The organism is Streptococcus pseudopneumoniae, assembly GCF_001074975.1.
In the GTDB taxonomy this organism is placed as follows: domain Bacteria; phylum Bacillota; class Bacilli; order Lactobacillales; family Streptococcaceae; genus Streptococcus; species Streptococcus pseudopneumoniae_D.
In genome coordinates, this window is record NZ_JUUO01000103.1 from 1 (window position 1) to 21,589 (window position 21,589).

Annotated in this window: 21 protein-coding genes; all 21 read left to right on the forward strand. The window is 40.4% G+C overall.

Annotated elements, in window-relative coordinates; translation table 11 throughout:
• Window positions 1–346 (forward strand): IS630 family transposase (locus ADI86_RS05730; RefSeq protein WP_049532141.1); only part of this gene is annotated, 346 nt, incomplete at its 5' end.
• 292 nt (window positions 347–638) lie between these two features.
• On the forward strand, window positions 639–845 hold the full coding sequence (locus ADI86_RS05735; RefSeq protein ID WP_049532142.1) for a hypothetical protein: 207 nt from the start codon (window positions 639–641) through the stop codon (window positions 843–845).
• Window positions 842–1,036 (forward strand): hypothetical protein, encoded by a 195-nt coding sequence (locus ADI86_RS05740; RefSeq protein WP_004250555.1) that lies wholly within the window; start codon window positions 842–844, stop codon window positions 1,034–1,036. The genes ADI86_RS05735 and ADI86_RS05740 overlap by 4 nt, the downstream gene beginning before the upstream one ends.
• Window positions 1,023–1,907 (forward strand): ABC transporter ATP-binding protein, encoded by an 885-nt coding sequence (locus ADI86_RS05745; protein ID WP_049532143.1) that lies wholly within the window; start codon window positions 1,023–1,025, stop codon window positions 1,905–1,907. The genes ADI86_RS05740 and ADI86_RS05745 overlap by 14 nt, the downstream gene beginning before the upstream one ends.
• Before the next feature lies 1 nt (window position 1,908).
• The gene (locus tag ADI86_RS05750; protein ID WP_049532144.1) at window positions 1,909–2,646 is read left to right on the forward strand and encodes an ABC transporter permease; all 738 of its coding nucleotides are present in this window, start codon (window positions 1,909–1,911) and stop codon (window positions 2,644–2,646) included.
• Complete coding sequence (locus ADI86_RS05755) at window positions 2,646–3,743, forward strand: sensor histidine kinase (protein WP_049532145.1); 1,098 nt, start codon at window positions 2,646–2,648, stop codon at window positions 3,741–3,743. Before ADI86_RS05750 ends, ADI86_RS05755 begins: the two co-directional genes overlap by 1 nt.
• 1 nt (window position 3,744) lies before the next feature.
• The gene (locus tag ADI86_RS05760; RefSeq protein WP_049532146.1) at window positions 3,745–4,344 is read left to right on the forward strand and encodes a response regulator transcription factor; all 600 of its coding nucleotides are present in this window, start codon (window positions 3,745–3,747) and stop codon (window positions 4,342–4,344) included.
• A 539-nt stretch (window positions 4,345–4,883) separates the two neighbouring features.
• A complete protein-coding gene (gene rpsL / locus ADI86_RS05765) occupies window positions 4,884–5,297 on the forward strand; it encodes a 30S ribosomal protein S12 (RefSeq protein ID WP_001142332.1) in 414 nt (137 codons plus the stop codon).
• Window positions 5,298–5,316: 19 nt separating this feature from the next.
• Window positions 5,317–5,787, forward strand: a complete 471-nt coding sequence (gene rpsG, locus ADI86_RS05770; protein WP_000087873.1) for a 30S ribosomal protein S7 — start codon at window positions 5,317–5,319, stop codon at window positions 5,785–5,787.
• Window positions 5,788–6,035: 248 nt separating this feature from the next.
• Complete coding sequence (fusA, locus tag ADI86_RS05775) at window positions 6,036–8,117, forward strand: elongation factor G (RefSeq protein WP_049532147.1); 2,082 nt, start codon at window positions 6,036–6,038, stop codon at window positions 8,115–8,117.
• Window positions 8,118–8,220: 103 nt separating this feature from the next.
• On the forward strand, window positions 8,221–12,612 hold the full coding sequence (locus tag ADI86_RS05780) for a PolC-type DNA polymerase III (protein WP_049532148.1): 4,392 nt from the start codon (window positions 8,221–8,223) through the stop codon (window positions 12,610–12,612).
• 74 nt (window positions 12,613–12,686) lie between these two features.
• Window positions 12,687–13,190 (forward strand): DnaA ATPase domain-containing protein, encoded by a 504-nt coding sequence (locus ADI86_RS05785; protein WP_049532149.1) that lies wholly within the window; start codon window positions 12,687–12,689, stop codon window positions 13,188–13,190.
• A gap of 15 nt (window positions 13,191–13,205) precedes the next feature.
• Window positions 13,206–14,156 carry a helix-turn-helix transcriptional regulator gene (locus ADI86_RS05790; protein WP_049532150.1) on the forward strand — a complete coding sequence of 317 codons (951 nt, stop codon included), beginning with the start codon at window positions 13,206–13,208 and terminating at the stop codon, window positions 14,154–14,156.
• A 7-nt stretch (window positions 14,157–14,163) separates the two neighbouring features.
• The gene (locus ADI86_RS05795) at window positions 14,164–15,474 is read left to right on the forward strand and encodes a DUF262 domain-containing protein (protein WP_049532151.1); all 1,311 of its coding nucleotides are present in this window, start codon (window positions 14,164–14,166) and stop codon (window positions 15,472–15,474) included.
• Window positions 15,468–17,342, forward strand: a complete 1,875-nt coding sequence (locus ADI86_RS05800; protein WP_049532152.1) for a GmrSD restriction endonuclease domain-containing protein — start codon at window positions 15,468–15,470, stop codon at window positions 17,340–17,342. Before ADI86_RS05795 ends, ADI86_RS05800 begins: the two co-directional genes overlap by 7 nt.
• A 73-nt stretch (window positions 17,343–17,415) precedes the next feature.
• Window positions 17,416–17,568: a hypothetical protein gene (locus ADI86_RS12010; protein WP_000776626.1), complete on the forward strand. Its 153-nt coding sequence runs from the start codon at window positions 17,416–17,418 to the stop codon at window positions 17,566–17,568.
• Window positions 17,569–17,589: 21 nt separating this feature from the next.
• Complete coding sequence (locus ADI86_RS05810) at window positions 17,590–18,831, forward strand: aminopeptidase (protein WP_049532153.1); 1,242 nt, start codon at window positions 17,590–17,592, stop codon at window positions 18,829–18,831.
• A 9-nt stretch (window positions 18,832–18,840) separates the two neighbouring features.
• The gene (locus ADI86_RS05815) at window positions 18,841–19,071 is read left to right on the forward strand and encodes a GlsB/YeaQ/YmgE family stress response membrane protein (RefSeq protein ID WP_000901570.1); all 231 of its coding nucleotides are present in this window, start codon (window positions 18,841–18,843) and stop codon (window positions 19,069–19,071) included.
• Window positions 19,072–19,091: 20 nt separating this feature from the next.
• Window positions 19,092–19,250, forward strand: coding sequence for a hypothetical protein (locus ADI86_RS12245; RefSeq protein WP_025173180.1), 159 nt, complete (start codon window positions 19,092–19,094; stop codon window positions 19,248–19,250).
• A gap of 89 nt (window positions 19,251–19,339) precedes the next feature.
• Window positions 19,340–20,062, forward strand: coding sequence for a pseudouridine synthase (locus ADI86_RS05825; protein WP_049532154.1), 723 nt, complete (start codon window positions 19,340–19,342; stop codon window positions 20,060–20,062).
• 111 nt (window positions 20,063–20,173) lie between these two features.
• A complete protein-coding gene (gene pepC, locus ADI86_RS05835; protein WP_049532155.1) occupies window positions 20,174–21,508 on the forward strand; it encodes an aminopeptidase C in 1,335 nt (444 codons plus the stop codon).
• Window positions 21,509–21,589: the final 81 nt, after the last annotated feature.

Sequence of the window (21,589 nt, forward strand, 5' to 3'; positions counted from 1 at the left end):
GATTTCTTTGGTTGCAGGGCTAACAAATGGTGAATTAATCGCTCCAATGACTTACGAAGAGACAATGACGAGCGACTTTTTTGAAGCTTGGTTTCAGAAGTTTCTCTTACCAACATTAAACACACCATCAGTTATTATTATGGATAATGCAAGATTCCATAGAATGGGTAAGCTAGAACTCTTGTGTGAAGAATTTGGACATAAACTTTTACCTCTTCCTCCCTACTCACCTGAGTACAATCCTATTGAGAAAACATGGGCTCATATCAAAAAGCACCTCAAAAAGGTATTACCAAGTTGCAATACCTTTTACGAGGCTCTTTTGTCCTACTCCTGTTTCAGTTGACTATACTAATTTTTAAGAAAGCAATAAAAAATTTTTTGGTGCAATGTATAATATATGTACTTATGGGATGAAAATTTCTGATCTTTTGATTTTAAATGAGTATTAGTTTACGTTATAGTCTAAATTTGATATCACTTTGACGGAAGTGACTATAAATTCTTTTGCACCCGTGTTTTGTTGTGTAATGTTTCTTGATTATTTTAAACAGAATCTTTTATGACGTTTGTCATATTGGCTCATGACAGAAGACTCTAGTGCCCCAACCTATAAAGAAATATAATAGGTATATCAAATGGAGGAAGAAAAAATGAAATATAAAGTAATTGTCGCAATGAGTTTAGTAGTAGCAGGAGTCATGACCTATCTCATGTTTTCAGGATTAGACGAAGGCTTCTATCATTTTCCTTGGGAGCTATTTGCAGGATTTGGTATGATGTCTTGGTTGATCCGAGAAGGTTTGAAATTGGTCTCAGATGTGAAAAAGGAGTTTGAGGAATGAAAAAAGCGATTCTCTATCTCTTTATTGGACTGTCACTAGTGGTATGGTTGGTCGAAATGTTTACAGGGTGGTTTGACCAAGCCTTCCTTCACCAAGTCATCCGCGGTGCCTGGGGACTAGGATTTATGATTTTTATCGCCTTTCCGATGGGGAAGGAGTGGTTGAAAGGAGAATATCATGAACATGATTAAGGTAGAAAGCCTAAATAAAAGCATTAAGAGCAAGGCTATATTGAAGGATATTTCCTTTGAGGTGGCTGAAGGCGAATGCGTCGCCTTGATTGGTCCCAATGGTGCTGGTAAGACAACACTCTTGGACTGTTTGCTTGGAGATAAACTGGTCACCAGCGGTCAAGTATCCATCCAAGGCTTGCCAGTGACGAGCTCTCAGTTAGACTACACAAGATCCTACCTCCCTCAAGAAAATGTCATCGTTCAGAAATTAAAGGTCAAAGAGTTGATTGCTTTCTTTCAAAGCATTTACCCAAATCCCTTGAGCAACCAGGAAATCGATCAACTACTGCAGTTTGACCAGCAACAGAAAGAGCAATTTGCAGAAAAATTGTCAGGTGGGCAGAAGCGTCTCTTCTCTTTTGTCTTGACCTTGATTGGCCGACCAAAGCTTGTCTTTTTAGATGAGCCAACTTCGGCCATGGATACCTCAACCCGTCAACGTTTTTGGGAAATTGTTCAGGATTTAAAAACACAAGGAGTCACCATTCTCTATTCGTCTCATTATATCGAAGAGGTAGAGCATACAGCGGACCGGATTTTGGTCTTGAATAAGGGAGAGTTGATTCGTGATACGACGCCTCTAGCTATGCGCAGTGAAGAGATTGAAAAGCACTTTATCCTACCTTTGAGATACAAGGAAGTCGTTGAGCAGTCAAACTTGGTTGAAAACTGGTCACAAAAACAAGATGCCTTGCAAGTAGTTACACGTGAAGCGGACGCTTTCTGGCAACTGTTAGTCCGAGCAGGATGTAGGATTCAAGAAATTGAAGTCAATAACCGTAGCTTGCTAGATACAATTTTTGAAGAAACACAAAAGGGAGATGACTAAGATGAAACGATGGATCGCACTAAACAAGATAGAATTTCTATTGACCAAACGACAATTAGTCTATTATCTATTATCCGTAGGGATGCCGACGGCCTTCTATTTATTCTTTTCAGGCATGTACCAGGACACACCAGGTGGACCAGATAATTTTATGCGTGATTACCTCATCTCCATGACAGCTTTTTCTATGATGTCGACAGCTATGTTTTCATTCCCAGCTGTTTTACATACCGATAAGATCAATAACTGGCAGAAAACATTGCGCCATAGCCCTGTAAATATGGTAGAATATTATCTATCAAAGATAACAAGTATGATGGTTGATTATTTGGTCTCAATCTTGGTTGTTTTCTCAGTTGGGCATTTGGTCAGAGGTGTGGATATGCCTCTAGGAAGTTGGGTTGGAGCTGCTCTCTTGCTGATAGTAGGAAGTGCTGCTTTTGTAGCGCTTGGCTTGACCTTGACTCTCTTACCAACTAGTCAGCTGATGTCAGTCGTGGGCAATCTTCTCTATCTAGGCTTGGCTGTGTTAGGCGGACTCTGGATGCCTATCTCTTTATTTCCAGACTGGATGCAAGCAATCGGGAAGTGCCTACCAACTTATCAGTTGATGGAGTTGCTCAAGACCTTCTTAAACGAGGGTAGCATCAATCTATCAGCCTCAGTTTATCTACTTGTTTTTTCAGCAGTTTTGTTTGGTTTGACCATTTACATTCAAGGTCATAAGGAGAATGCTTAATGCTTGAAAGACTGAAAAGCATACACTATATGTTTTGGGCCAGTTTAATTTTTATGATTTTCCCCATCCTTCCTGTAGTGACTGGGGAGCTTGCTGTCTGGCATTTATTGCTTGATATTCTATTTGTAGTGGCGTATTTGGGTGTTTTAACAACTACGAGTCAGCGTCTATCTTGGCTATATTGGGGCCTCATGCTGACTTATGTAGTTTGGAACACCGCCTTTGTTGCTGTAAATTATATTTGGTTCTTCTTTTTCCTATCTAATCTCTTAAGTTATCATTTCAGCGTAGGTAGTTTAAAGTCTTTACATGTCTGGACTTTTCTCCTTGCTCAAGTCCTTGTTGTGGGGCAACTTGTGATTTTTCAGGAAATCGAAGTTGAGTTTCTATTCTATATACTTGTAATTCTTGCTTTTGTCGATTTGATGACTTTTGGTTTGGTGCGGATTCGAATTGTAGAGGATTTGAAAGAAGCTCAGGCTAAGCAAAATGCCCAGATAAATCTATTGCTTGCTGAAAATGAACGCAGTCGTATCGGTCAAGATTTGCATGATAGCTTGGGACATACCTTTGCTATGCTTAGTGTTAAAACTGATCTAGCCTTGCAGTTATTTCAAATACAGGCTTATCCACAGGTGGAAAAGGAATTAAGAGAAATTCACCAGATCAGCAAGGATTCCATGAATGAAGTACGAACCATCGTGGAAAATCTGAAATCACGGACCCTAGCATCAGAGCTTGAGACTGTTAAGAAGATGCTGGAAATTGCTGGCATTGAGGTTCAAGTTGACAATCAATTGGACAAGGCTAGTTTGACTCAGGATGTGGAGTCGACGGCTGCTATGGTTTTGTTAGAACTGGCGACCAATATCATCAAGCATGCCCGAGCTTCTAAGGCCTATTTAAAATTAGAACGGACAGAGAAAGAACTCATTCTAACAGTGAGAGATGATGGCTGTGGCTTTGATTTTATAAAGGGAGATGACCTCCATACAGTCCGAGATCGTGTTCTTCCATTTTCGGGAGAAGTAAAGGTAACTAGTCGGAAACAACCGACAGAAGTTCAGGTTCGACTACCTTATAAGGAGAGAAACTAAGATGAAACTACTTGTTGCAGAAGATCAAAGTATGTTGCGAGATGCCATGTGCCAGCTGCTCACGCTTCAACCGGATGTAGAGACTGTCTTGCAAGCGAAAAATGGAGCTGAAGCCATCCAAATCTTGGAAAAAGAAGTGGTGGATATTGCCATTCTTGACGTTGAAATGCCAGTCAAGACGGGATTAGAAGTACTGGAATGGATCAAACAAGAAGTTCCTGGAATCAAGGTGGTTATCGTTACGACCTTTAAACGCCCAGGTTATTTTGAACGAGCGGTCAAGGCTGAAGTGGATGCTTATGTCTTGAAGGAGCGAAGCATCGCCGAGCTCATGCAAACCCTGCATACGATGCTAGAAGGACGAAAGGAATATTCTCCAGAGCTGATGGAAGTGGTGATGACGCATCCCAATCCATTAACAGAACAAGAAACCGCAGTTTTAAAGGGAGTCGCTCAGGGGTTATCTAATCAAGAAATTGCAGACAAACTTTATCTATCCAACGGAACCGTCCGAAACTATGTCACCAATATTCTTTCGAAACTAGATGCAGGTAATCGAACAGAGGCAGCTAATATCGCGAAAGAATCTGGCTGGTTGTGATACTATCTTATCTCGAAAACCATTGTGTACTAAAATTGAAGTGATACAATGAAATAATTTGTATCTTGAGGGGGGCTTAGTTTCCTCCTTTTTGTTTCGTCTAATACTCTTCGAAAATCTATTCAAATCACGTCAGCTTCACCTTGGATTATATATGTGACTGACTTAGTCAGTCTTATCTAGAACCTCAAAGCAGTGCTTTGAGTAACCTGAGGCTAGCTTCCTAGTTTGCTCTTTGATTTTCATTGAGTATAAGATGGTAGCAAAGAGCTAAAATTGCTAAATTACCAAACTAAGTTCCACCGCTAGTACAAGTGGAAGTTACTTTGAGAAGTTACGCATCGCTAAAATTAACAATAAAAAAGAAAAATATCTTGACAACAAAGAGAAAATTTTGTTACAATAATAGACGGTACTTTTTACTTTTGGTCTCTCAAGAGTGTACAGGGACGTGCTGACAAATGTTGCAAAAGTACACACAGATGATAGCTGTCACCAAGTGTATCATCACCAAAAATAAAAAACACAGGAGAATGTAGATGCCTACAATTAACCAATTGGTTCGCAAACCGCGTAAATCAAAAGTAGAAAAATCTAAATCACCAGCTTTGAACGTTGGTTACAACAGTCATAAAAAAGTTCAAACAAACGTTTCTTCACCACAAAAACGTGGTGTTGCAACTCGTGTTGGAACAATGACACCTAAAAAACCTAACTCAGCCCTTCGTAAATTCGCTCGTGTACGTTTGAGCAACCTTATCGAAGTTACTGCCTACATCCCAGGCATCGGACACAACTTGCAAGAGCACAGCGTGGTGCTTCTTCGTGGTGGACGTGTAAAAGACCTGCCAGGGGTACGTTACCATATCGTCCGTGGTGCACTTGATACTGCAGGTGTTAACGATCGTAAACAAGGCCGTTCTAAATACGGTACTAAACGTCCAAAAGCATAAGGAAAGGGGATAAAGAGAAATGAGTCGTAAAAATAGAGCTCCAAAACGTGACGTATTGCCAGATCCGCTTTACAATTCACAACTAGTTACTCGTCTTATCAACCGCGTTATGCTTGATGGTAAACGTGGTACAGCTGCTTCAATCGTTTACGGTGCCTTTGAACAAATCAAAGAAGCTACTGGAAACGATGCACTTGAAGTATTTGAAACAGCTATGGAAAACATCATGCCTGTACTTGAAGTACGTGCCCGTCGTGTTGGTGGTTCTAACTACCAAGTCCCAGTTGAAGTTCGTCCAGAACGTCGTACAACACTTGGACTTCGTTGGTTGGTAACAATCGCTCGTCTTCGTGGTGAACACACAATGCAAGACCGTCTTGCAAAAGAAATCTTGGATGCTGCTAACAACACTGGTGCAGCTGTTAAGAAACGTGAAGACACTCACCGTATGGCTGAAGCTAACCGTGCATTCGCACACTTCCGTTGGTAAGATCAAGATACTAAGGGCGTTAAAAAAGCGACTGAAAATTAGGAAGCTTGACGAAGAATCGAAGATTCTAGGAGAGCCTATCTATTTTCCAAGCTTTTAGCCTGAGTTCGATTCAACTTGTAAATCTACAAGTCAAAACCAACAATAGCATGAAAACATTGAGAACGGGTAGGTCCTGCCTATCCGTTTTTATTAAAATCATGTTATAATAGAATAGAAATCAAAAATAAATAGGAGAAACAAACCTCATGGCACGCGAATTTTCACTTGAAAAAACTCGTAATATCGGTATCATGGCTCACGTCGATGCTGGTAAAACAACAACTACTGAGCGTATTCTTTACTACACTGGTAAAATCCACAAAATCGGTGAAACTCACGAAGGTGCGTCACAAATGGACTGGATGGAGCAAGAGCAAGAACGTGGTATTACTATCACATCTGCTGCGACAACAGCTCAATGGAACAACCACCGCGTAAACATCATCGACACACCAGGACACGTGGACTTCACAATCGAAGTACAACGTTCTCTTCGTGTATTGGATGGTGCGGTTACCGTTCTTGACTCACAATCAGGTGTTGAGCCTCAAACTGAAACAGTTTGGCGTCAAGCAACTGAGTATGGAGTTCCACGTATCGTATTTGCCAACAAAATGGACAAAATTGGTGCTGACTTCCTTTACTCTGTAAGCACACTTCACGATCGTCTTCAAGCAAATGCACACCCAATCCAATTGCCAATCGGTTCTGAAGATGACTTCCGTGGTATCATCGACTTGATCAAGATGAAAGCTGAGATCTATACTAACGACCTTGGTACAGATATCCTTGAAGAAGATATTCCAGCTGAATACCTTGACCAAGCTCAAGAATACCGTGAAAAATTGATCGAAGCAGTTGCTGAAACTGACGAAGAATTGATGATGAAATACCTCGAAGGTGAAGAAATCACTAACGAAGAATTGAAAGCTGGTATCCGTAAAGCAACTATCAATGTTGAATTCTTCCCTGTATTGTGTGGTTCAGCCTTCAAGAATAAAGGTGTTCAATTGATGCTTGATGCGGTTATTGACTACCTTCCAAGCCCACTTGATATCCCAGCAATCAAAGGTATTAACCCAGATACAGAAGCTGAAGAAACTCGTCCAGCATCTGACGAAGAGCCATTTGCAGCTCTTGCCTTCAAGATCATGACAGACCCATTCGTAGGTCGTTTGACATTCTTCCGTGTTTACTCAGGTGTGCTTCAATCAGGTTCATACGTATTGAACACTTCTAAAGGTAAACGTGAGCGTATCGGACGTATCCTTCAAATGCACGCCAACAGCCGTCAAGAAATTGACACTGTTTACTCAGGTGATATCGCTGCTGCCGTTGGTTTGAAAGATACTACAACTGGTGACTCATTGACAGATGAAAAAGCTAAAATCATCCTTGAGTCAATCAACGTTCCAGAACCAGTTATCCAATTGATGGTTGAGCCAAAATCTAAAGCTGACCAAGACAAGATGGGTATCGCCCTTCAAAAATTGGCTGAAGAAGATCCAACGTTCCGCGTTGAAACAAACGTTGAAACTGGTGAAACAGTTATCTCTGGTATGGGTGAGCTTCACCTTGACGTCCTTGTTGACCGTATGCGTCGTGAGTTCAAAGTTGAAGCAAACGTAGGTGCTCCTCAAGTATCTTACCGTGAAACATTCCGCGCTTCTACTCAAGCTCGTGGATTCTTCAAACGTCAGTCCGGTGGTAAAGGTCAATTCGGTGATGTATGGATTGAATTTACTCCAAACGAAGAAGGTAAAGGATTCGAATTCGAAAACGCAATCGTCGGTGGTGTGGTTCCTCGTGAATTTATCCCAGCGGTTGAAAAAGGTTTGGTAGAATCTATGGCTAACGGTGTTCTTGCAGGTTACCCAATGGTTGACGTTAAAGCTAAGCTTTACGATGGTTCATACCACGATGTCGACTCATCTGAAACTGCCTTCAAGATCGCGGCTTCACTTGCCCTTAAAGAAGCAGCTAAATTAGCACAACCAGCTATCCTTGAGCCAATGATGCTTGTAACAATCACTGTTCCAGAAGAAAACCTTGGTGATGTTATGGGTCACGTAACTGCTCGTCGTGGACGTGTAGATGGTATGGAAGCACACGGTAACAGCCAAATCGTTCGCGCTTACGTTCCACTTGCTGAAATGTTCGGTTACGCAACAGTTCTTCGTTCTGCATCTCAAGGACGTGGTACATTCATGATGGTATTTGACCACTATGAAGATGTACCTAAGTCAGTACAAGAAGAAATCATTAAGAAAAACAAAGGTGAAGACTAATCAGTCCTCACTCTAGAAGGAAGTCACTTAGTGGCTTCCTTTTGTCTTTAGAAAATACCTCTAAATATGGTAAAATAGTAGGAGAATAATGTGAGGAAAATGAATGTCAAATAGTTTTGAAATTTTGATGAATCAACTGGGAATGCCTGCTGAAATGAGACAGACTCCTGCTTTAGCACAGGCTGATATTGAGCGAGTTGTGGTTCATAAAATTAGTAAGGTATGGGAGTTTCATTTCGTATTTTCTAATATTTTACCGATTGAAATCTTTTTAGAATTAAAGAAAGGTTTGAGCGAAGAATTTTCTAAGACTGGCAATAAAGCTATTTTCGAAATCAAGGCTCGGTCTCAAGAATTTTCAAATCAACTCTTGCAGTCCTATTATAGAGAGGCTTTTTCTGAGGGGCCATGTGCTAGTCAAGGTTTTAAGTCCCTTTATCAAAATTTGCAAGTTCGTGCTGAGGGGAATCAACTATTTATTGAAGGTTCCGAGGCGATTGATAAGGAACATTTTAAGAAAAATCATCTTCCTAATTTAGCCAAACAACTTGAAAGATTTGGTTTTCCAACTTTTAACTGTCAGGTCGAGAAGAATGATGTTCTGACTCAAGAGCAGAAAGAAGCCTTTCATGCTGAAAATGAGCAGATTGTTCAAGCTGCTAATGAGGAAGCGCTTCGTGCTATGGAACAACTAGAACTGATGGCCCCTCCTCCAGCGGAAGAAAAACCAGCCTTTGATTTTCAAGCGAAAAAAGCCGCAGCTAAACCTAAGCTGGACAAGGCGGAGATTACTCCTATGATTGAAGTCACGACGGAGGAAAATCGTCTGGTCTTTGAAGGGGTTGTTTTTGATGTGGAGCAAAAAGTGACCAGAACAGGGCGTGTTTTGATCAACTTTAAAATGACGGACTACACTTCAAGTTTTTCGATGCAAAAGTGGGTCAAGAACGAGGAAGAGGCCCAGAAGTTTGATCTAATTAAGAAAAACTCTTGGCTCCGAGTTCGTGGGAATGTGGAGATGAATAACTTCACACGCGATTTGACTATGAACGTGCAGGATGTTCAGGAAGTTGTTCACTATGATCGGAAGGATTTGATGCCAGAAGGAGAGCGTCGAGTTGAGTTTCATGCTCATACTAATATGTCGACCATGGATGCTCTGCCAGAGGTTGAAGAAATCGTTGCGACAGCTGCTAAGTGGGGACACAAGGCGGTTGCCATCACGGACCATGGAAATGTTCAGTCTTTCCCACACGGCTATAAGGCGGCTAAGAAAGCTGGAATTCAGCTAATCTATGGTATGGAAGCCAATATCGTGGAGGACCGTGTCCCTATCGTCTATAATGAAGTGGAGATGGACTTGTCGGAAGCGACCTACGTGGTCTTTGACGTGGAAACGACGGGTCTATCAGCCATCTATAATGACTTGATTCAGGTTGCTGCTTCTAAGATGTACAAAGGGAATGTTATTGCTGAGTTTGATGAATTTATCAATCCTGGACATCCCCTGTCAGCTTTTACTACTGAGTTGACTGGAATTACAGATGATCATGTCAAAAATGCTAAACCACTGAAACAAGTTCTGCAAGAATTCCAAGAATTTTGCAAGGATACAGTCTTAGTTGCCCACAATGCGACCTTTGACGTAGGCTTTATGAATGCCAACTATGAGCGTCATGGTCTTCCTAAAATTAGCCAACCGGTCATTGATACGTTGGAGTTTGCTAGAAACCTCTATCCTGAGTATAAACGCCATGGTTTGGGACCTTTGACCAAGCGTTTTGGGGTGGCGCTGGAACATCACCATATGGCCAACTACGATGCGGAAGCTACTGGTCGTCTGCTCTTCATCTTTATCAAAGAGGTGGCAGAAAAACATGGTGTGACCGATTTAGCTAGACTCAACATTGATTTGATTAGTACAGATTCTTATAAAAAAGCTCGGATTAAACATGCGACAATTTATGTTAAGAATCAAGTAGGGCTAAAAAATATCTTTAAGCTGGTTTCGTTATCTAATACCAAGTACTTTGAAGGAGTGCCACGGATTCCAAGAACGGTTCTAGATGCCCATCGGGAGGGCTTGATTGTAGGATCAGCTTGTTCAGAGGGTGAAGTTTTTGATGCAGTTGTTTCTCAAGGTGTGGATGCGGCGGTTGAGGTGGCCAAGTATTATGACTTTATCGAGGTTATGCCACCTGCCATCTATGCTCCCTTGATTGCCAAGGAGCAGGTTAAGGATATGGAGGAGCTCCAGACCATTATCAAGAGTTTGATTGAGGTTGGAGATCGTCTTGGTAAACCTGTTCTGGCTACGGGAAATGTCCACTATATCGAACCAGAAGAAGAGATTTACCGTGAAATTATCGTCCGTAGTTTGGGACAAGGAGCTATGATTAACCGAACTATTGGTCATGGGGAACATGCCCAACCAGCACCACTTCCAAAGGCTCATTTTCGAACGACAAATGAGATGTTGGATGAATTTGCCTTCTTGGGAGAGGAACTGGCTCGTAAACTGGTAATTGACAATCCCAATGCCTTGGCAGATATCTTTGAATCTGTTGAGGTTGTTAAGGGTGATTTGTACACGCCTTTCATCGACAAGGCTGAAGAAACGGTCGCTGAGTTGACCTATAAGAAAGCCTTTGAGATTTATGGAAATCCGCTACCGGATATCGTTGATTTGCGGATTGAAAAAGAATTAACATCCATTCTGGGGAATGGATTTGCCGTGATTTATCTGGCTTCCCAGATGCTGGTGCAACGTTCTAATGAACGGGGCTACTTGGTTGGTTCTCGTGGATCCGTTGGTTCTAGTTTTGTTGCGACCATGATTGGGATTACAGAAGTTAATCCTCTCTCTCCTCACTATGTCTGTGGTCAGTGTCAGTACAGTGAGTTTATCACAGATGGCTCTTACGGTTCAGGTTTTGATATGCCCAATAAGGACTGTCCTAAATGTGGTCACAAACTCAGCAAAAATGGGCAGGATATTCCGTTTGAGACCTTCCTTGGTTTTGATGGAGACAAGGTTCCCGATATCGATTTGAACTTCTCAGGCGAGGACCAGCCAAGCGCCCACTTGGACGTCCGTGATATCTTTGGTGAGGAATATGCCTTCCGTGCAGGAACGGTAGGTACAGTGGCTGCCAAGACAGCCTATGGATTTGTCAAGGGTTACGAGCGTGACTTTGGTAAATTCTACCGAGAAGCTGAAGTAGAGCGCCTAGCCCAAGGAGCGGCTGGTGTCAAGCGAACAACAGGACAACACCCAGGGGGAATCGTTGTTATTCCGAACTACATGGATGTCTATGATTTTACGCCTGTCCAGTATCCAGCGGATGACGTGACGGCTGAATGGCAGACCACTCACTTTAACTTCCACGATATCGATGAGAACGTCCTCAAACTCGATGTACTGGGACATGATGATCCGACTATGATTCGAAAACTCCAAGACTTGTCAGGGATTGACCCTAATGAAATTCCTATGGATGACGAGGGAGTTATGGCCCTCTTTTCAGGGACTGATGTGCTCGGTGTGACACCTGAGCAAATCGGAACACCTACGGGCATGTTGGGGATTCCAGAGTTTGGAACCAACTTTGTACGTGGGATGGTCGATGAGACCCATCCGACGACTTTTGCGGAATTGCTTCAGCTGTCTGGATTGTCCCACGGTACCGATGTGTGGTTGGGCAATGCCCAAGATTTGATTAAGCAAGGAATTGCGGACCTATCAACTGTTATCGGTTGTCGGGACGACATCATGGTTTATCTCATGCATGCTGGTCTCGAACCTAAGATGGCCTTTACCATCATGGAACGGGTACGTAAGGGCTTGTGGCTCAAGATTTCTGAAGAAGAGAGAAATGGCTACATCGAAACCATGAAGGCTAATAAGGTGCCAGAGTGGTATATCGAGTCCTGTGGGAAAATTAAGTACATGTTCCCTAAAGCCCATGCGGCAGCCTACGTTATGATGGCCTTGCGTGTAGCTTACTTCAAGGTTCACCATCCTATTTATTACTACTGTGCTTACTTCTCCATTCGTGCCAAGGCTTTTGATATCAAGACCATGGGGGCGGGCTTGGAGGCTATCAAGCGCAGAATGGAAGAAATCTCTGAAAAACGGAAGAACAATGAAGCCTCTAATGTGGAAATTGATCTTTATACAACTCTTGAGATTGTCAATGAGATGTGGGAACGTGGTTTCAAGTTTGGGAAACTCGATCTCTACCGTAGTCAGGCGACAGAGTTCCTTATCGATGGGGATACCCTCATCCCGCCATTTGTTGCTATGGATGGTCTGGGAGAGAACGTTGCCAAGCAGTTGGTGCGAGCGCGTGAAGAGGGAGAATTCCTCTCTAAAACAGAGCTACGCAAGCGTGGTGGACTCTCATCAACCTTGGTTGAAAAGATGGATGAAATGGGTATTCTGGGCAATATGCCAGAGGATAACCAGTTGAGTTTGTTTGATGAGTTGTTTTAAAAAAAATTAACAGACGGACAAATATTGTCCATCTGTTTTGTTATACTTATAGTACAAAAGAAAAAGAGGTTTAAATGATGAACAATACAGGATTAGATAGGAAATATCAATTTAAAAATTTTCTAGAAAAAGATGGTAATACTTTGGCAAAGAAAGAAGCCTTAGAAGTAGTAAAGAACTTAGGATTAAAACATAATCCCTTTTATATTTATGGAGACTCGGGTTCGGGTAAAACACATCTCCTTCAAGCAATTGGAAATAATGTTCTTGAGAACGATCCAGAAAAACGAGTAAAATATATTTCTGCCGAAAACTTATTGGAAAATGAGCTAGAAATACAAAAAGTTAGAAGTGAAGAGTTTGATCTCCTAATAGTAGAGGATATTCAGGTATTGGGAGAAAAAGATGATATGATTCAAGAAAAATTTTTTAACCTCTTCAATTCTTTATTTGGTAGGAATACGCAAATTGTTTTATCGGGTAATTCTGAACCAGATCAATTGAAAAATGTTCAATCTCGTTTGATTGTGCGTTTTAAGTGGGGAATGACAGTGTGTTTAAGATCGCTTGAAGATTAACAAAAAGGACTTTAGATGAATGATCAAGAGAGACTACTAACAATTTTTTTACGTTTACAGTTAGGTACTTCACTAGGAAAAAAGCAACTGGCTCAGGAATTTGAGGTTAGTGAAAAGACGATACAGAGAGATTTTTCACTACTCCGTGATATTTTATCTAGTAACACCAGTTATAGTGGAGATTTGCTTTATAACCGTAAGACGAATAAGTATTGTTTAGCAAGTAAGTCAGTTTTTAATAAAAAGGATATTCTCGTTATTTCAAAGATTTTATTGGAAAATCGAGCACTGAACAGACCAGAAATTGCTAGCTTACTAAATAATTTACTGGTCTCGGTTCCCCGTGCTGATCAGAAAGAAATTGAGCAGATTATTGGCAGTGAAAAGCTGAACTATGCTCCCTTAACGGATCAACAAAATAGAATAGAGAAAATTTGGAATTTATCAGAAGCTATTTTGCATGAGCAGGTTCTAGACATTATCTATCAAAAACCTTATTCTGAATCTTCTAAGAGGCAGACTGTTTTACCAGTCTCTCTTTACTATGATAGGCATTATTTCTATCTGGTTGTTTACCAGTTGAAACATGCTACTTATATTACTTTAAGAGTAGACCGTATCCAGTCATGGTCTCTTAGTGGTATAGAGAAACCCTCTATTTCTTATCGAGATAAATTTAGAGATGGCGACATTCGTAACGAGAGAGTGGATGCTTTTATCGGAAAGAAAATCAGTATTGAAATCGAGTACTTGTACGATCCGATGATTGTGATGGATCAATTTCCAAATGCAAAAATAGTTGGGAAAAATGGCGATTGGACTCATTTTCAGTTTGAAAGTCAGCACACACCGGGGCTTAAACGCTGGTTGCTGGGGCAAGGGGAAGCAGTTACTGTTTTATCTCCTCGGATTTTAGTAGAGGATATGAAGCAAACAGTTCAAGAAATGATAGATAAATATAGATGAGGATAAAATGACTATTCAATTTACTTCTAAAAAGGTTGGAGAACTATTGAAAGAAGGGAAGTTGCGGATTCCTTCTTATCAAAGACCTTATAAATGGAACAGAAAACATATCCGTAATCTTTTTTATGATTTACGAGATGCTATGGACAAAAAGGAGTATCAGATTGGTTCCGTTATCTTACATGAAAATGATGGATACTTAGATGTTGTTGATGGACAGCAACGGCTAATTTCAATTTCTTTGTTTCTTCATTTATTAGATAGATTAGATAATTATAAGGGTGCTAATCAACTGCTGAGTGCTGAATTTGGAGAACTATCTTGCTATCATGCGAGTGAAAATTATAATGAGTGGGAAAATTTGACTCAATTGGTCGGCGAAAATCATGCAAAAGATATTTGCAACTTTTTATTGGAAAATTGTTCTGTCTCCGTGATTACTATGCCACAGGAACGATTATCTGAAGCCTTTCAGTTATTTGATTCTCAGAATAATCGTGGTAAATCTTTAGAACCTCATGATTTGCTCAAAGCCTATCATCTTCGCAAGCAAGATTTTGAAGATGAAAAGATTGTTGAAAAGTGGGAGCAATTTATAGAAGATAAAGATTTAAGTCTCAAAGAGTTGTTTGATAAACATCTTTTCCGTATGAGACGTTGGTCTCGAGGAGAGACAGGATTGACAAACAAGCGTTATGGTTCTTATCTCCGTTTTACAGAGGACTTTATTGACGATTTTAAAGGTGTTGATTTGAATCAGAACTTTCCATACTTAGAATTGTATCGTCATATTGAAAAGCTCCCTATGTCCATTACTATGCCAATCATTGATGGAAGTAAATTTTTTGAGTATATTGAATCTGCTCATAGAACTATTAAAGAGCATAAAGATTTTTTAAATGCAGAGTTAGGATTTTCTGATGAACCTGAAGGAGAAGAAAAAAATGTAGCTTACCCAGAAGGTATGTTGAACATTTACAATAGCTCAAAGGGGCGCTACCTCAAGTGTCACAATATATTCCTAAATATTTGCTCGCTTTTCGCAGATAGATTTGGAAAAGATGAGCTATCAAAGGAGATAGTAGAGACCTTGTTTATTTGGTCTTATTACCCTCGAATTAAGTCTAAAGCTATATATGATGCAACGGTAGGGAAATACGCTGCTGGTGGAAGTTTTAGACAAAAAGAGGCTCAAAAGCTATTTCAACTTTTATCCCATGCGGTCACTCCGAATGATTTCATTGTCAAGATAGATAGAGAATTATTTGAAAATTATACTGTGGACAAGATTATAGAAGAGGAAAAAGATAAATGGTAGAAACACATATAAGCTTATCAGTTAATCGTTTGTTAAATGAAGATACCTATGCTATTCCTCTTTATCAGAGAAATTTTGCTTGGACTTATGATGAAATTGAACAGTTATTGAACGACGTAGCAGATGCTTTTCAAGAAAATAGAGACAATTATTATTATATTGGAACATTAGTCGTTAATAAAGAGAATGATATTTTCAAGATCATAGATGGGCAACAACGGACAACTGCTCTTAATTTGATTGCTTTAGCTTTGAAGCATGAGTTTGGTTTTGATAGATTGAAAGCTGTCAATCTTACCTTCCCAGCTAGGAAGAAATCAAATAAGAATATTCAAGATTTATTTGCCAAGAAAAAAATTTTAGAGGGCGATGAAAATGAGCTGACTAGAGGTTACGGACATGCTAGAGACGCATTGAAAAAAGTGTTAGAAGAGCGCCAATTGAATCCTCAGTCTTTCGTTGATTATCTTTTTGAGAATGTCATCATTTTTCGAAGTATACTTCCTGAGGATTTAGATTTGAATCTTTATTTTGAACGTTTCAACTCTCGAGGAGAACAACTAGAGGCTCATGAGATTCTTAAGGCGCAAATGATGGCTAAGTTCGGTACAGACCAAGAAATGGCGCAAAAGTTTGCAAGAATTTGGGATGCTTGTGCAGAATTTGATAAGCCGGTAGCAAGTCAGTTTAAGATGCGGCGGAAGAGAGCAGATGACTTTCAAGAACGTGAACGTATTTTTGGATGGCATTTTACAAATTATTCATTTCATAATATTTATAATGATATTGATTTTCATCAAAATGAAAGAAGAAAGTTATCAGATATATTAGGAAAAAAGATAAATGAAAAAAATATAGAAGTAGAAAAAGATTTTGGCGATTATACTACAATCATTGATTTTCCAACATTCTTACTCCATGTATTGGCAATTGCGGAAGGTAAGAAAACTGATGAGATTCAACTAGATGATAAGAAACTCTTAGCACTATTTGATATAAAAAATAAAGATAAAACTTGGGTTATTGAATTTAGTGAATTTCTTCTTAGAATAAAACATATTTTCGATAATTACATCGTTAGAAACTCGAATACGGATTCTTCAAGTAGAAATAAGGATGAATGGTTTTTACAGAAGGGGACTTATTATGAATATCAACCAAATGGAAAATCTAAAGAGCATTACATAGTCGAAGAACGTTTTACTAATAATACGTTTTCAAATTCGGAAATTAACCAAAACATTATTCTTATCCAATCCATGTTTGCTGTGACCTTTACTGCAAATCGTGATAGTCGTTGGTTGTATGAAATCTTACAATTTCTCTCCAAACATATTGAAGAGTTAAATCAAGCAGAATTTGCTAGTCTGCTTACGGATTTTCTTGAGAAAATGGCAGTGAGATATGCTGAGGAAAGATTGTTTACTGAAGATAAAAGTATCAAAACATATGGGGAAATTCCTGTTTATGCTTTTAACTTTGTAGATTATGTTTTATGGAAAAATCGTGAAGAATTGAAGAAAGATTACGATATTGAGTTTAAAGATTTTAAATTTGCTTATCGTCGCTCCGTAGAACATTGGTTTCCACAACATCCAAATAGTGATGAAAGAGTTGAAAAGATTGATGATAAATTTTTGCACTCTTTTGGGAATCTTTGTATCATTACAGATAGTCAAAATTCGAAGTTTGGAAATTTAGTTCCAAGTGCAAAGTATAAACAGTGGGAAGGAATTTTCAATCGCCAGAGTTTAAAATTACAGATGATGGCAGACGTAACGGTAAAAAATGATAAATGGAGTATTCGTGAGATTCAATTTATGGAAAAAGAAGTGGAAAGATATGTACACGACTTTTGTTTTAGTTAATTAAAAACAAGCTTTACTAGGCTTGTTTTTAAATTTATATCATATGTGATATACTAGTAACGGAGGATATTTCATGAAACTAAGAATTTTTGCGGAAGATAAGCCGGCTGAGAAGGTGTTTGAGTATCAATTGGAACTTGCTGATCAGACAATTCTTCTATCAACAGCACTCTTGTCAGGTGCTATTGCTTTAGCAGGATTATTCTCTGCTTTGAAAGAAAAATAAAAATAGAAAAGAGAAAACAGAATGGTTTTACCAAATTTTAAAGAAAATCTAGAAAAATATGCGAAATTGTTGGTTGCGAACGGAATTAACGTGCAGCCTGGTCACACTTTGGCTCTCTCTATCGATGTGGAGCAACGTGAGTTGGCGCATCTAATCGTGAAAGAAGCTTATGCTTTGGGTGCGCATGAAGTTATCGTTCAGTGGACAGATGATGTCATTAACCGTGAGAAATTCCTCCATGCGCCGATGGAGCGTCTGGACAATGTGCCAGAATACAAGATTGCTGAGATGAACTATCTCTTGGAGAACAAGGCTAGCCGTCTTGGAGTTCGTTCTTCTGACCCAGGTGCCTTGAACGGAGTGGACGCTGACAAGCTTTCGGCTTCTGCTAAAGCTATGGGACTTGCTATGAAGCCAATGCGTATCGCAACGCAATCCAACAAGGTTAGCTGGACTGTGGCAGCTGCTGCTGGACTTGAGTGGGCTAAGAAAGTCTTTCCAAATGCTACGAGCGATGAAGAAGCGGTCGATCTCCTTTGGGACCAAATTTTCAAAACTTGCCGTGTCTACGAAGCAGATCCTGTTAAGGCTTGGGAAGAGCATGCAGCTATCCTTAAGAGTAAAGCTGATATGCTCAATAAAGAACAATTTTCAGCCCTTCACTACACAGCGCCAGGAACAGATTTGACCCTTGGTTTGCCAAAGAACCACGTTTGGGAATCAGCTGGTGCTATCAATGCCCAGGGCGAAGGATTCTTGCCAAATATGCCGACAGAGGAAGTCTTCACAGCGCCTGACTTCCGCCGTGCAGATGGTTATGTAACTTCTACAAAACCGCTTAGCTACAACGGAAATATCATTGAAGGCATTAAGGTGACCTTTAAGGATGGACAAATCGTTGACATCACTGCTGAGAAGGGTGATCAGGTCATGAAAGACCTTGTCTTTGAAAATGCAGGTGCGCGTGCCTTGGGTGAATGTGCCTTGGTACCAGATCCAAGCCCAATTTCTCAGTCAGGCATTACCTTCTTTAACACCCTTTTCGATGAAAATGCGTCAAATCACTTGGCTATCGGTGCAGCCTATGCAACTAGCGTTGTTGGTGGAGCGGAGATGAACGAAGAGGAGCTTGAAGCTGCAGGGCTTAACCGTTCAGATGTTCACGTAGACTTTATGATTGGTTCTAACCAAATGGATATCGATGGTATCCGTGAGGATGGGACACGTGTACCACTCTTCCGTAACGGAGATTGGGCAAATTAAGGAGATAATATGTTAGGAAGTATGTTCGTTGGTCTCCTAGTGGGATTTTTAGCAGGTACTCTGACCAATCGTGGAGAGCGAATGGGATGTTTTGGAAAAATGTTTCTAGGCTGGATTGGTGCCTTTATAGGCCACTTGCTTTTTGGTACTTGGGGACCGATAATAGCAGAAACTGCCATTATTCCGGCAGTACTAGGTTCCATGATTGTCTTAGCGATTTTCTGGAGACGAGGAAGTTAATTTCTTAAATCTGATACTCAATGAAAATCAAAGAGCAAACTAGGAAACTAGCCGCAGGTTGCTCAAAACACTGTTTTGAGGTTGTAGATAGAACTGACGAAGTCAGCTCAAAGCACTGTTTTGAGGTTGCAGATAGAACTGACGAAGTCAGTAACATATATACGGCAAGGCGACGTTGACGCGGTTTGAAGAGATTTTTGAAGAGTATGAAACGAAAAGGAGGTTGGTCATTGTACCAGCCTCCTTTTGAGTATGATATAATAGTTCTATGAGATTAGATAAATTTTTAGTTGCCTGCGCTGTAGGGAGTCGGACAGAGGTCAAAAACTTGCTCAAGGCTGGGCGCGTGACGGTAAATGGTAAAAAAGAAAAGTCAGCAAAATTGCAGATTGATGAAGAAAGAGATGAGATTCGCTTTGATGGGCAAGTGCTGGAGTATGAAGAGTTTGTCTACTACATGATGAACAAGCCCCAAGGAGTTATCTCAGCGACTGAGGATCCTAAGCACAGAACCGTTCTGGATTTGTTGGATGACTTGGCACGGAGTAAGGAAGTTTTCCCAGTAGGGCGCTTGGATATCGATACGCATGGTCTTTTGCTCTTGACTAATGACGGCAAGCTTGCCCATGCTCTTCTTTCACCTAAGCGTCATGTAGACAAGACCTATATGGCTCAGGTCAAGGGAATGATGACCCAAAAAGATGTAGAGACATTTGCCAAGGGTATTCCTCTCAAAGACTTTACCTGTCAGCCCGCTAGACTGGAGATTCTTTCCACAGATGCAGAAAAGAATCAAAGCCAAATCCGTGTGACCATTGCAGAAGGGAAGTTTCATCAGGTCAAGCGTATGGTGACCTACTGTGGCAAGGAAGTAGTAGACTTGCAACGTTTGACTATGGGAACGCTAGTATTGGATGAGAACTTAGAACGAGGGGAATGGCGTCGCTTGATCAAGGAGGAATTGGAAAATCTTCTTGCTAGTATTGATTAATTTGGTTTATATTCGAAAAAGGTGAGGAAGAATATCCTTGCCTTTTATGTTTTTCAGTTGCTTACTTTGTGAAAAGAGTTATAATAGACTGTAGAATAAAAGGAGGAATCTATGAACGCGATTCAAGAATCATTTACTGATAAACTATTTGCCAACTATGAAGCAAATGTCAAATACCAAGCGATTGAAAATGCTGCTAGCCACAACGGAATTTTTGCAGCTCTGGAACGTCGCCAAAGCCATGTAGACAATACACCTGTTTTCTCATTGGATTTGACCAAGGACAAGGTAACCAACCAGAAAGCGTCTGGTCGTTGCTGGATGTTTGCAGCCCTTAACACTTTCCGCCACAAGCTCATCTCGCAATACAAACTAGAAAACTTTGAGTTGTCACAAGCTCATACTTTCTTCTGGGACAAGTATGAGAAATCAAACTGGTTCTTGGAGCAAGTCATTGCGACTGCAGACCAAGACTTGACGAGCCGCAAGGTTAAATTTCTACTCCAAACACCACAACAAGACGGTGGTCAGTGGGATATGGTCGTTTCTCTCTTTGAGAAATATGGTGTCGTACCTAAATCAGTCTATCCTGAATCTGTTTCATCTAGTAGCAGCCGTGAGCTTAATGCCATTCTTAATAAATTACTTCGTCAAGATGCTCAAATCTTACGTGACCTCTTGACTTCAGGTGCTGATCAAGCAACTGTTCAGGCTAAGAAAGAAGACCTCTTGCAAGAAATCTTTAACTTCCTTGCAATGTCACTAGGTCTCCCACCACGTAAATTTGACTTTGCTTATCGTGATAAAGACAATAACTACCAAAGCGAAAAAGGTATCACTCCACAAGAGTTTTACAAGAAATATGTCGACCTTCCATTAGAAGACTACGTTTCTGTGATCAATGCTCCAACTGCTGATAAACCATATGGCAAATCATACACAGTTGAGATGTTGGGAAATGTCGTTGGTAGCCGTGCAGTTCGCTATATCAACGTACCTATGGAACGCTTGAAAGAATTGGCGATTGCTCAAATGCAAGCAGGAGAGACTGTTTGGTTTGGTTCTGATGTCGGCCAGCTCAGCAACCGTAAAGCGGGAATCCTTGCGACAGATGTTTATGACTTTGAATCAAGCATGGACATTCAACTCACTCAAGACAAGGCTGGACGTTTGGACTACAGCGAAAGCTTGATGACCCACGCCATGGTCTTGACAGGTGTTGATTTGGATGAAAATGGCAAAACAATCAAGTGGAAAGTTGAAAACTCATGGGGAGACAAGGTCGGTACAGATGGTTACTTTGTTGCTTCAGATGCTTGGATGGACGAGTACACTTACCAAATTGTTGTTCGTAAGGAATTACTAACAGCAGAAGAACAAGCTGCCTATGAAGCAGAACCAATCGTCCTTGCACCATGGGATCCAATGGGTGCCTTGGCTGAATAAATGAGATATAAAAAGAACGGTTCTATAATTTTTAGGGTTGATGGAAATTTTCCACCAACCCTATTTTAGTGTATACAAAAA

What these genes read in the sequence shown, in the direction of transcription:
- ADI86_RS05735 (WP_049532142.1), top strand. Translation starts at nt 639, where the DNA reads ATGGAGGAAGAAAAAATGAAATATAAAGTAATTGTCGCAATGAGTTTA.
- ADI86_RS05740 (WP_004250555.1), top strand. Translation starts at nt 842, where the DNA reads ATGAAAAAAGCGATTCTCTATCTCTTTATTGGACTGTCACTAGTGGTA.
- ADI86_RS05745 (WP_049532143.1), top strand. Translation starts at nt 1,023, where the DNA reads ATGAACATGATTAAGGTAGAAAGCCTAAATAAAAGCATTAAGAGCAAG.
- ADI86_RS05750 (WP_049532144.1), top strand. Translation starts at nt 1,909, where the DNA reads ATGAAACGATGGATCGCACTAAACAAGATAGAATTTCTATTGACCAAA.
- ADI86_RS05755 (WP_049532145.1), top strand. Translation starts at nt 2,646, where the DNA reads ATGCTTGAAAGACTGAAAAGCATACACTATATGTTTTGGGCCAGTTTA.
- ADI86_RS05760 (WP_049532146.1), top strand. Translation starts at nt 3,745, where the DNA reads ATGAAACTACTTGTTGCAGAAGATCAAAGTATGTTGCGAGATGCCATG.
- rpsL (WP_001142332.1), top strand. Translation starts at nt 4,884, where the DNA reads ATGCCTACAATTAACCAATTGGTTCGCAAACCGCGTAAATCAAAAGTA.
- rpsG (WP_000087873.1), top strand. Translation starts at nt 5,317, where the DNA reads ATGAGTCGTAAAAATAGAGCTCCAAAACGTGACGTATTGCCAGATCCG.
- fusA (WP_049532147.1), top strand. Translation starts at nt 6,036, where the DNA reads ATGGCACGCGAATTTTCACTTGAAAAAACTCGTAATATCGGTATCATG.
- ADI86_RS05780 (WP_049532148.1), top strand. Translation starts at nt 8,221, where the DNA reads ATGTCAAATAGTTTTGAAATTTTGATGAATCAACTGGGAATGCCTGCT.
- ADI86_RS05785 (WP_049532149.1), top strand. Translation starts at nt 12,687, where the DNA reads ATGATGAACAATACAGGATTAGATAGGAAATATCAATTTAAAAATTTT.
- ADI86_RS05790 (WP_049532150.1), top strand. Translation starts at nt 13,206, where the DNA reads ATGAATGATCAAGAGAGACTACTAACAATTTTTTTACGTTTACAGTTA.
- ADI86_RS05795 (WP_049532151.1), top strand. Translation starts at nt 14,164, where the DNA reads ATGACTATTCAATTTACTTCTAAAAAGGTTGGAGAACTATTGAAAGAA.
- ADI86_RS05800 (WP_049532152.1), top strand. Translation starts at nt 15,468, where the DNA reads ATGGTAGAAACACATATAAGCTTATCAGTTAATCGTTTGTTAAATGAA.
- ADI86_RS12010 (WP_000776626.1), top strand. Translation starts at nt 17,416, where the DNA reads ATGAAACTAAGAATTTTTGCGGAAGATAAGCCGGCTGAGAAGGTGTTT.
- ADI86_RS05810 (WP_049532153.1), top strand. Translation starts at nt 17,590, where the DNA reads ATGGTTTTACCAAATTTTAAAGAAAATCTAGAAAAATATGCGAAATTG.
- ADI86_RS05815 (WP_000901570.1), top strand. Translation starts at nt 18,841, where the DNA reads ATGTTAGGAAGTATGTTCGTTGGTCTCCTAGTGGGATTTTTAGCAGGT.
- ADI86_RS12245 (WP_025173180.1), top strand. Translation starts at nt 19,092, where the DNA reads ATGAAAATCAAAGAGCAAACTAGGAAACTAGCCGCAGGTTGCTCAAAA.
- ADI86_RS05825 (WP_049532154.1), top strand. Translation starts at nt 19,340, where the DNA reads ATGAGATTAGATAAATTTTTAGTTGCCTGCGCTGTAGGGAGTCGGACA.
- pepC (WP_049532155.1), top strand. Translation starts at nt 20,174, where the DNA reads ATGAACGCGATTCAAGAATCATTTACTGATAAACTATTTGCCAACTAT.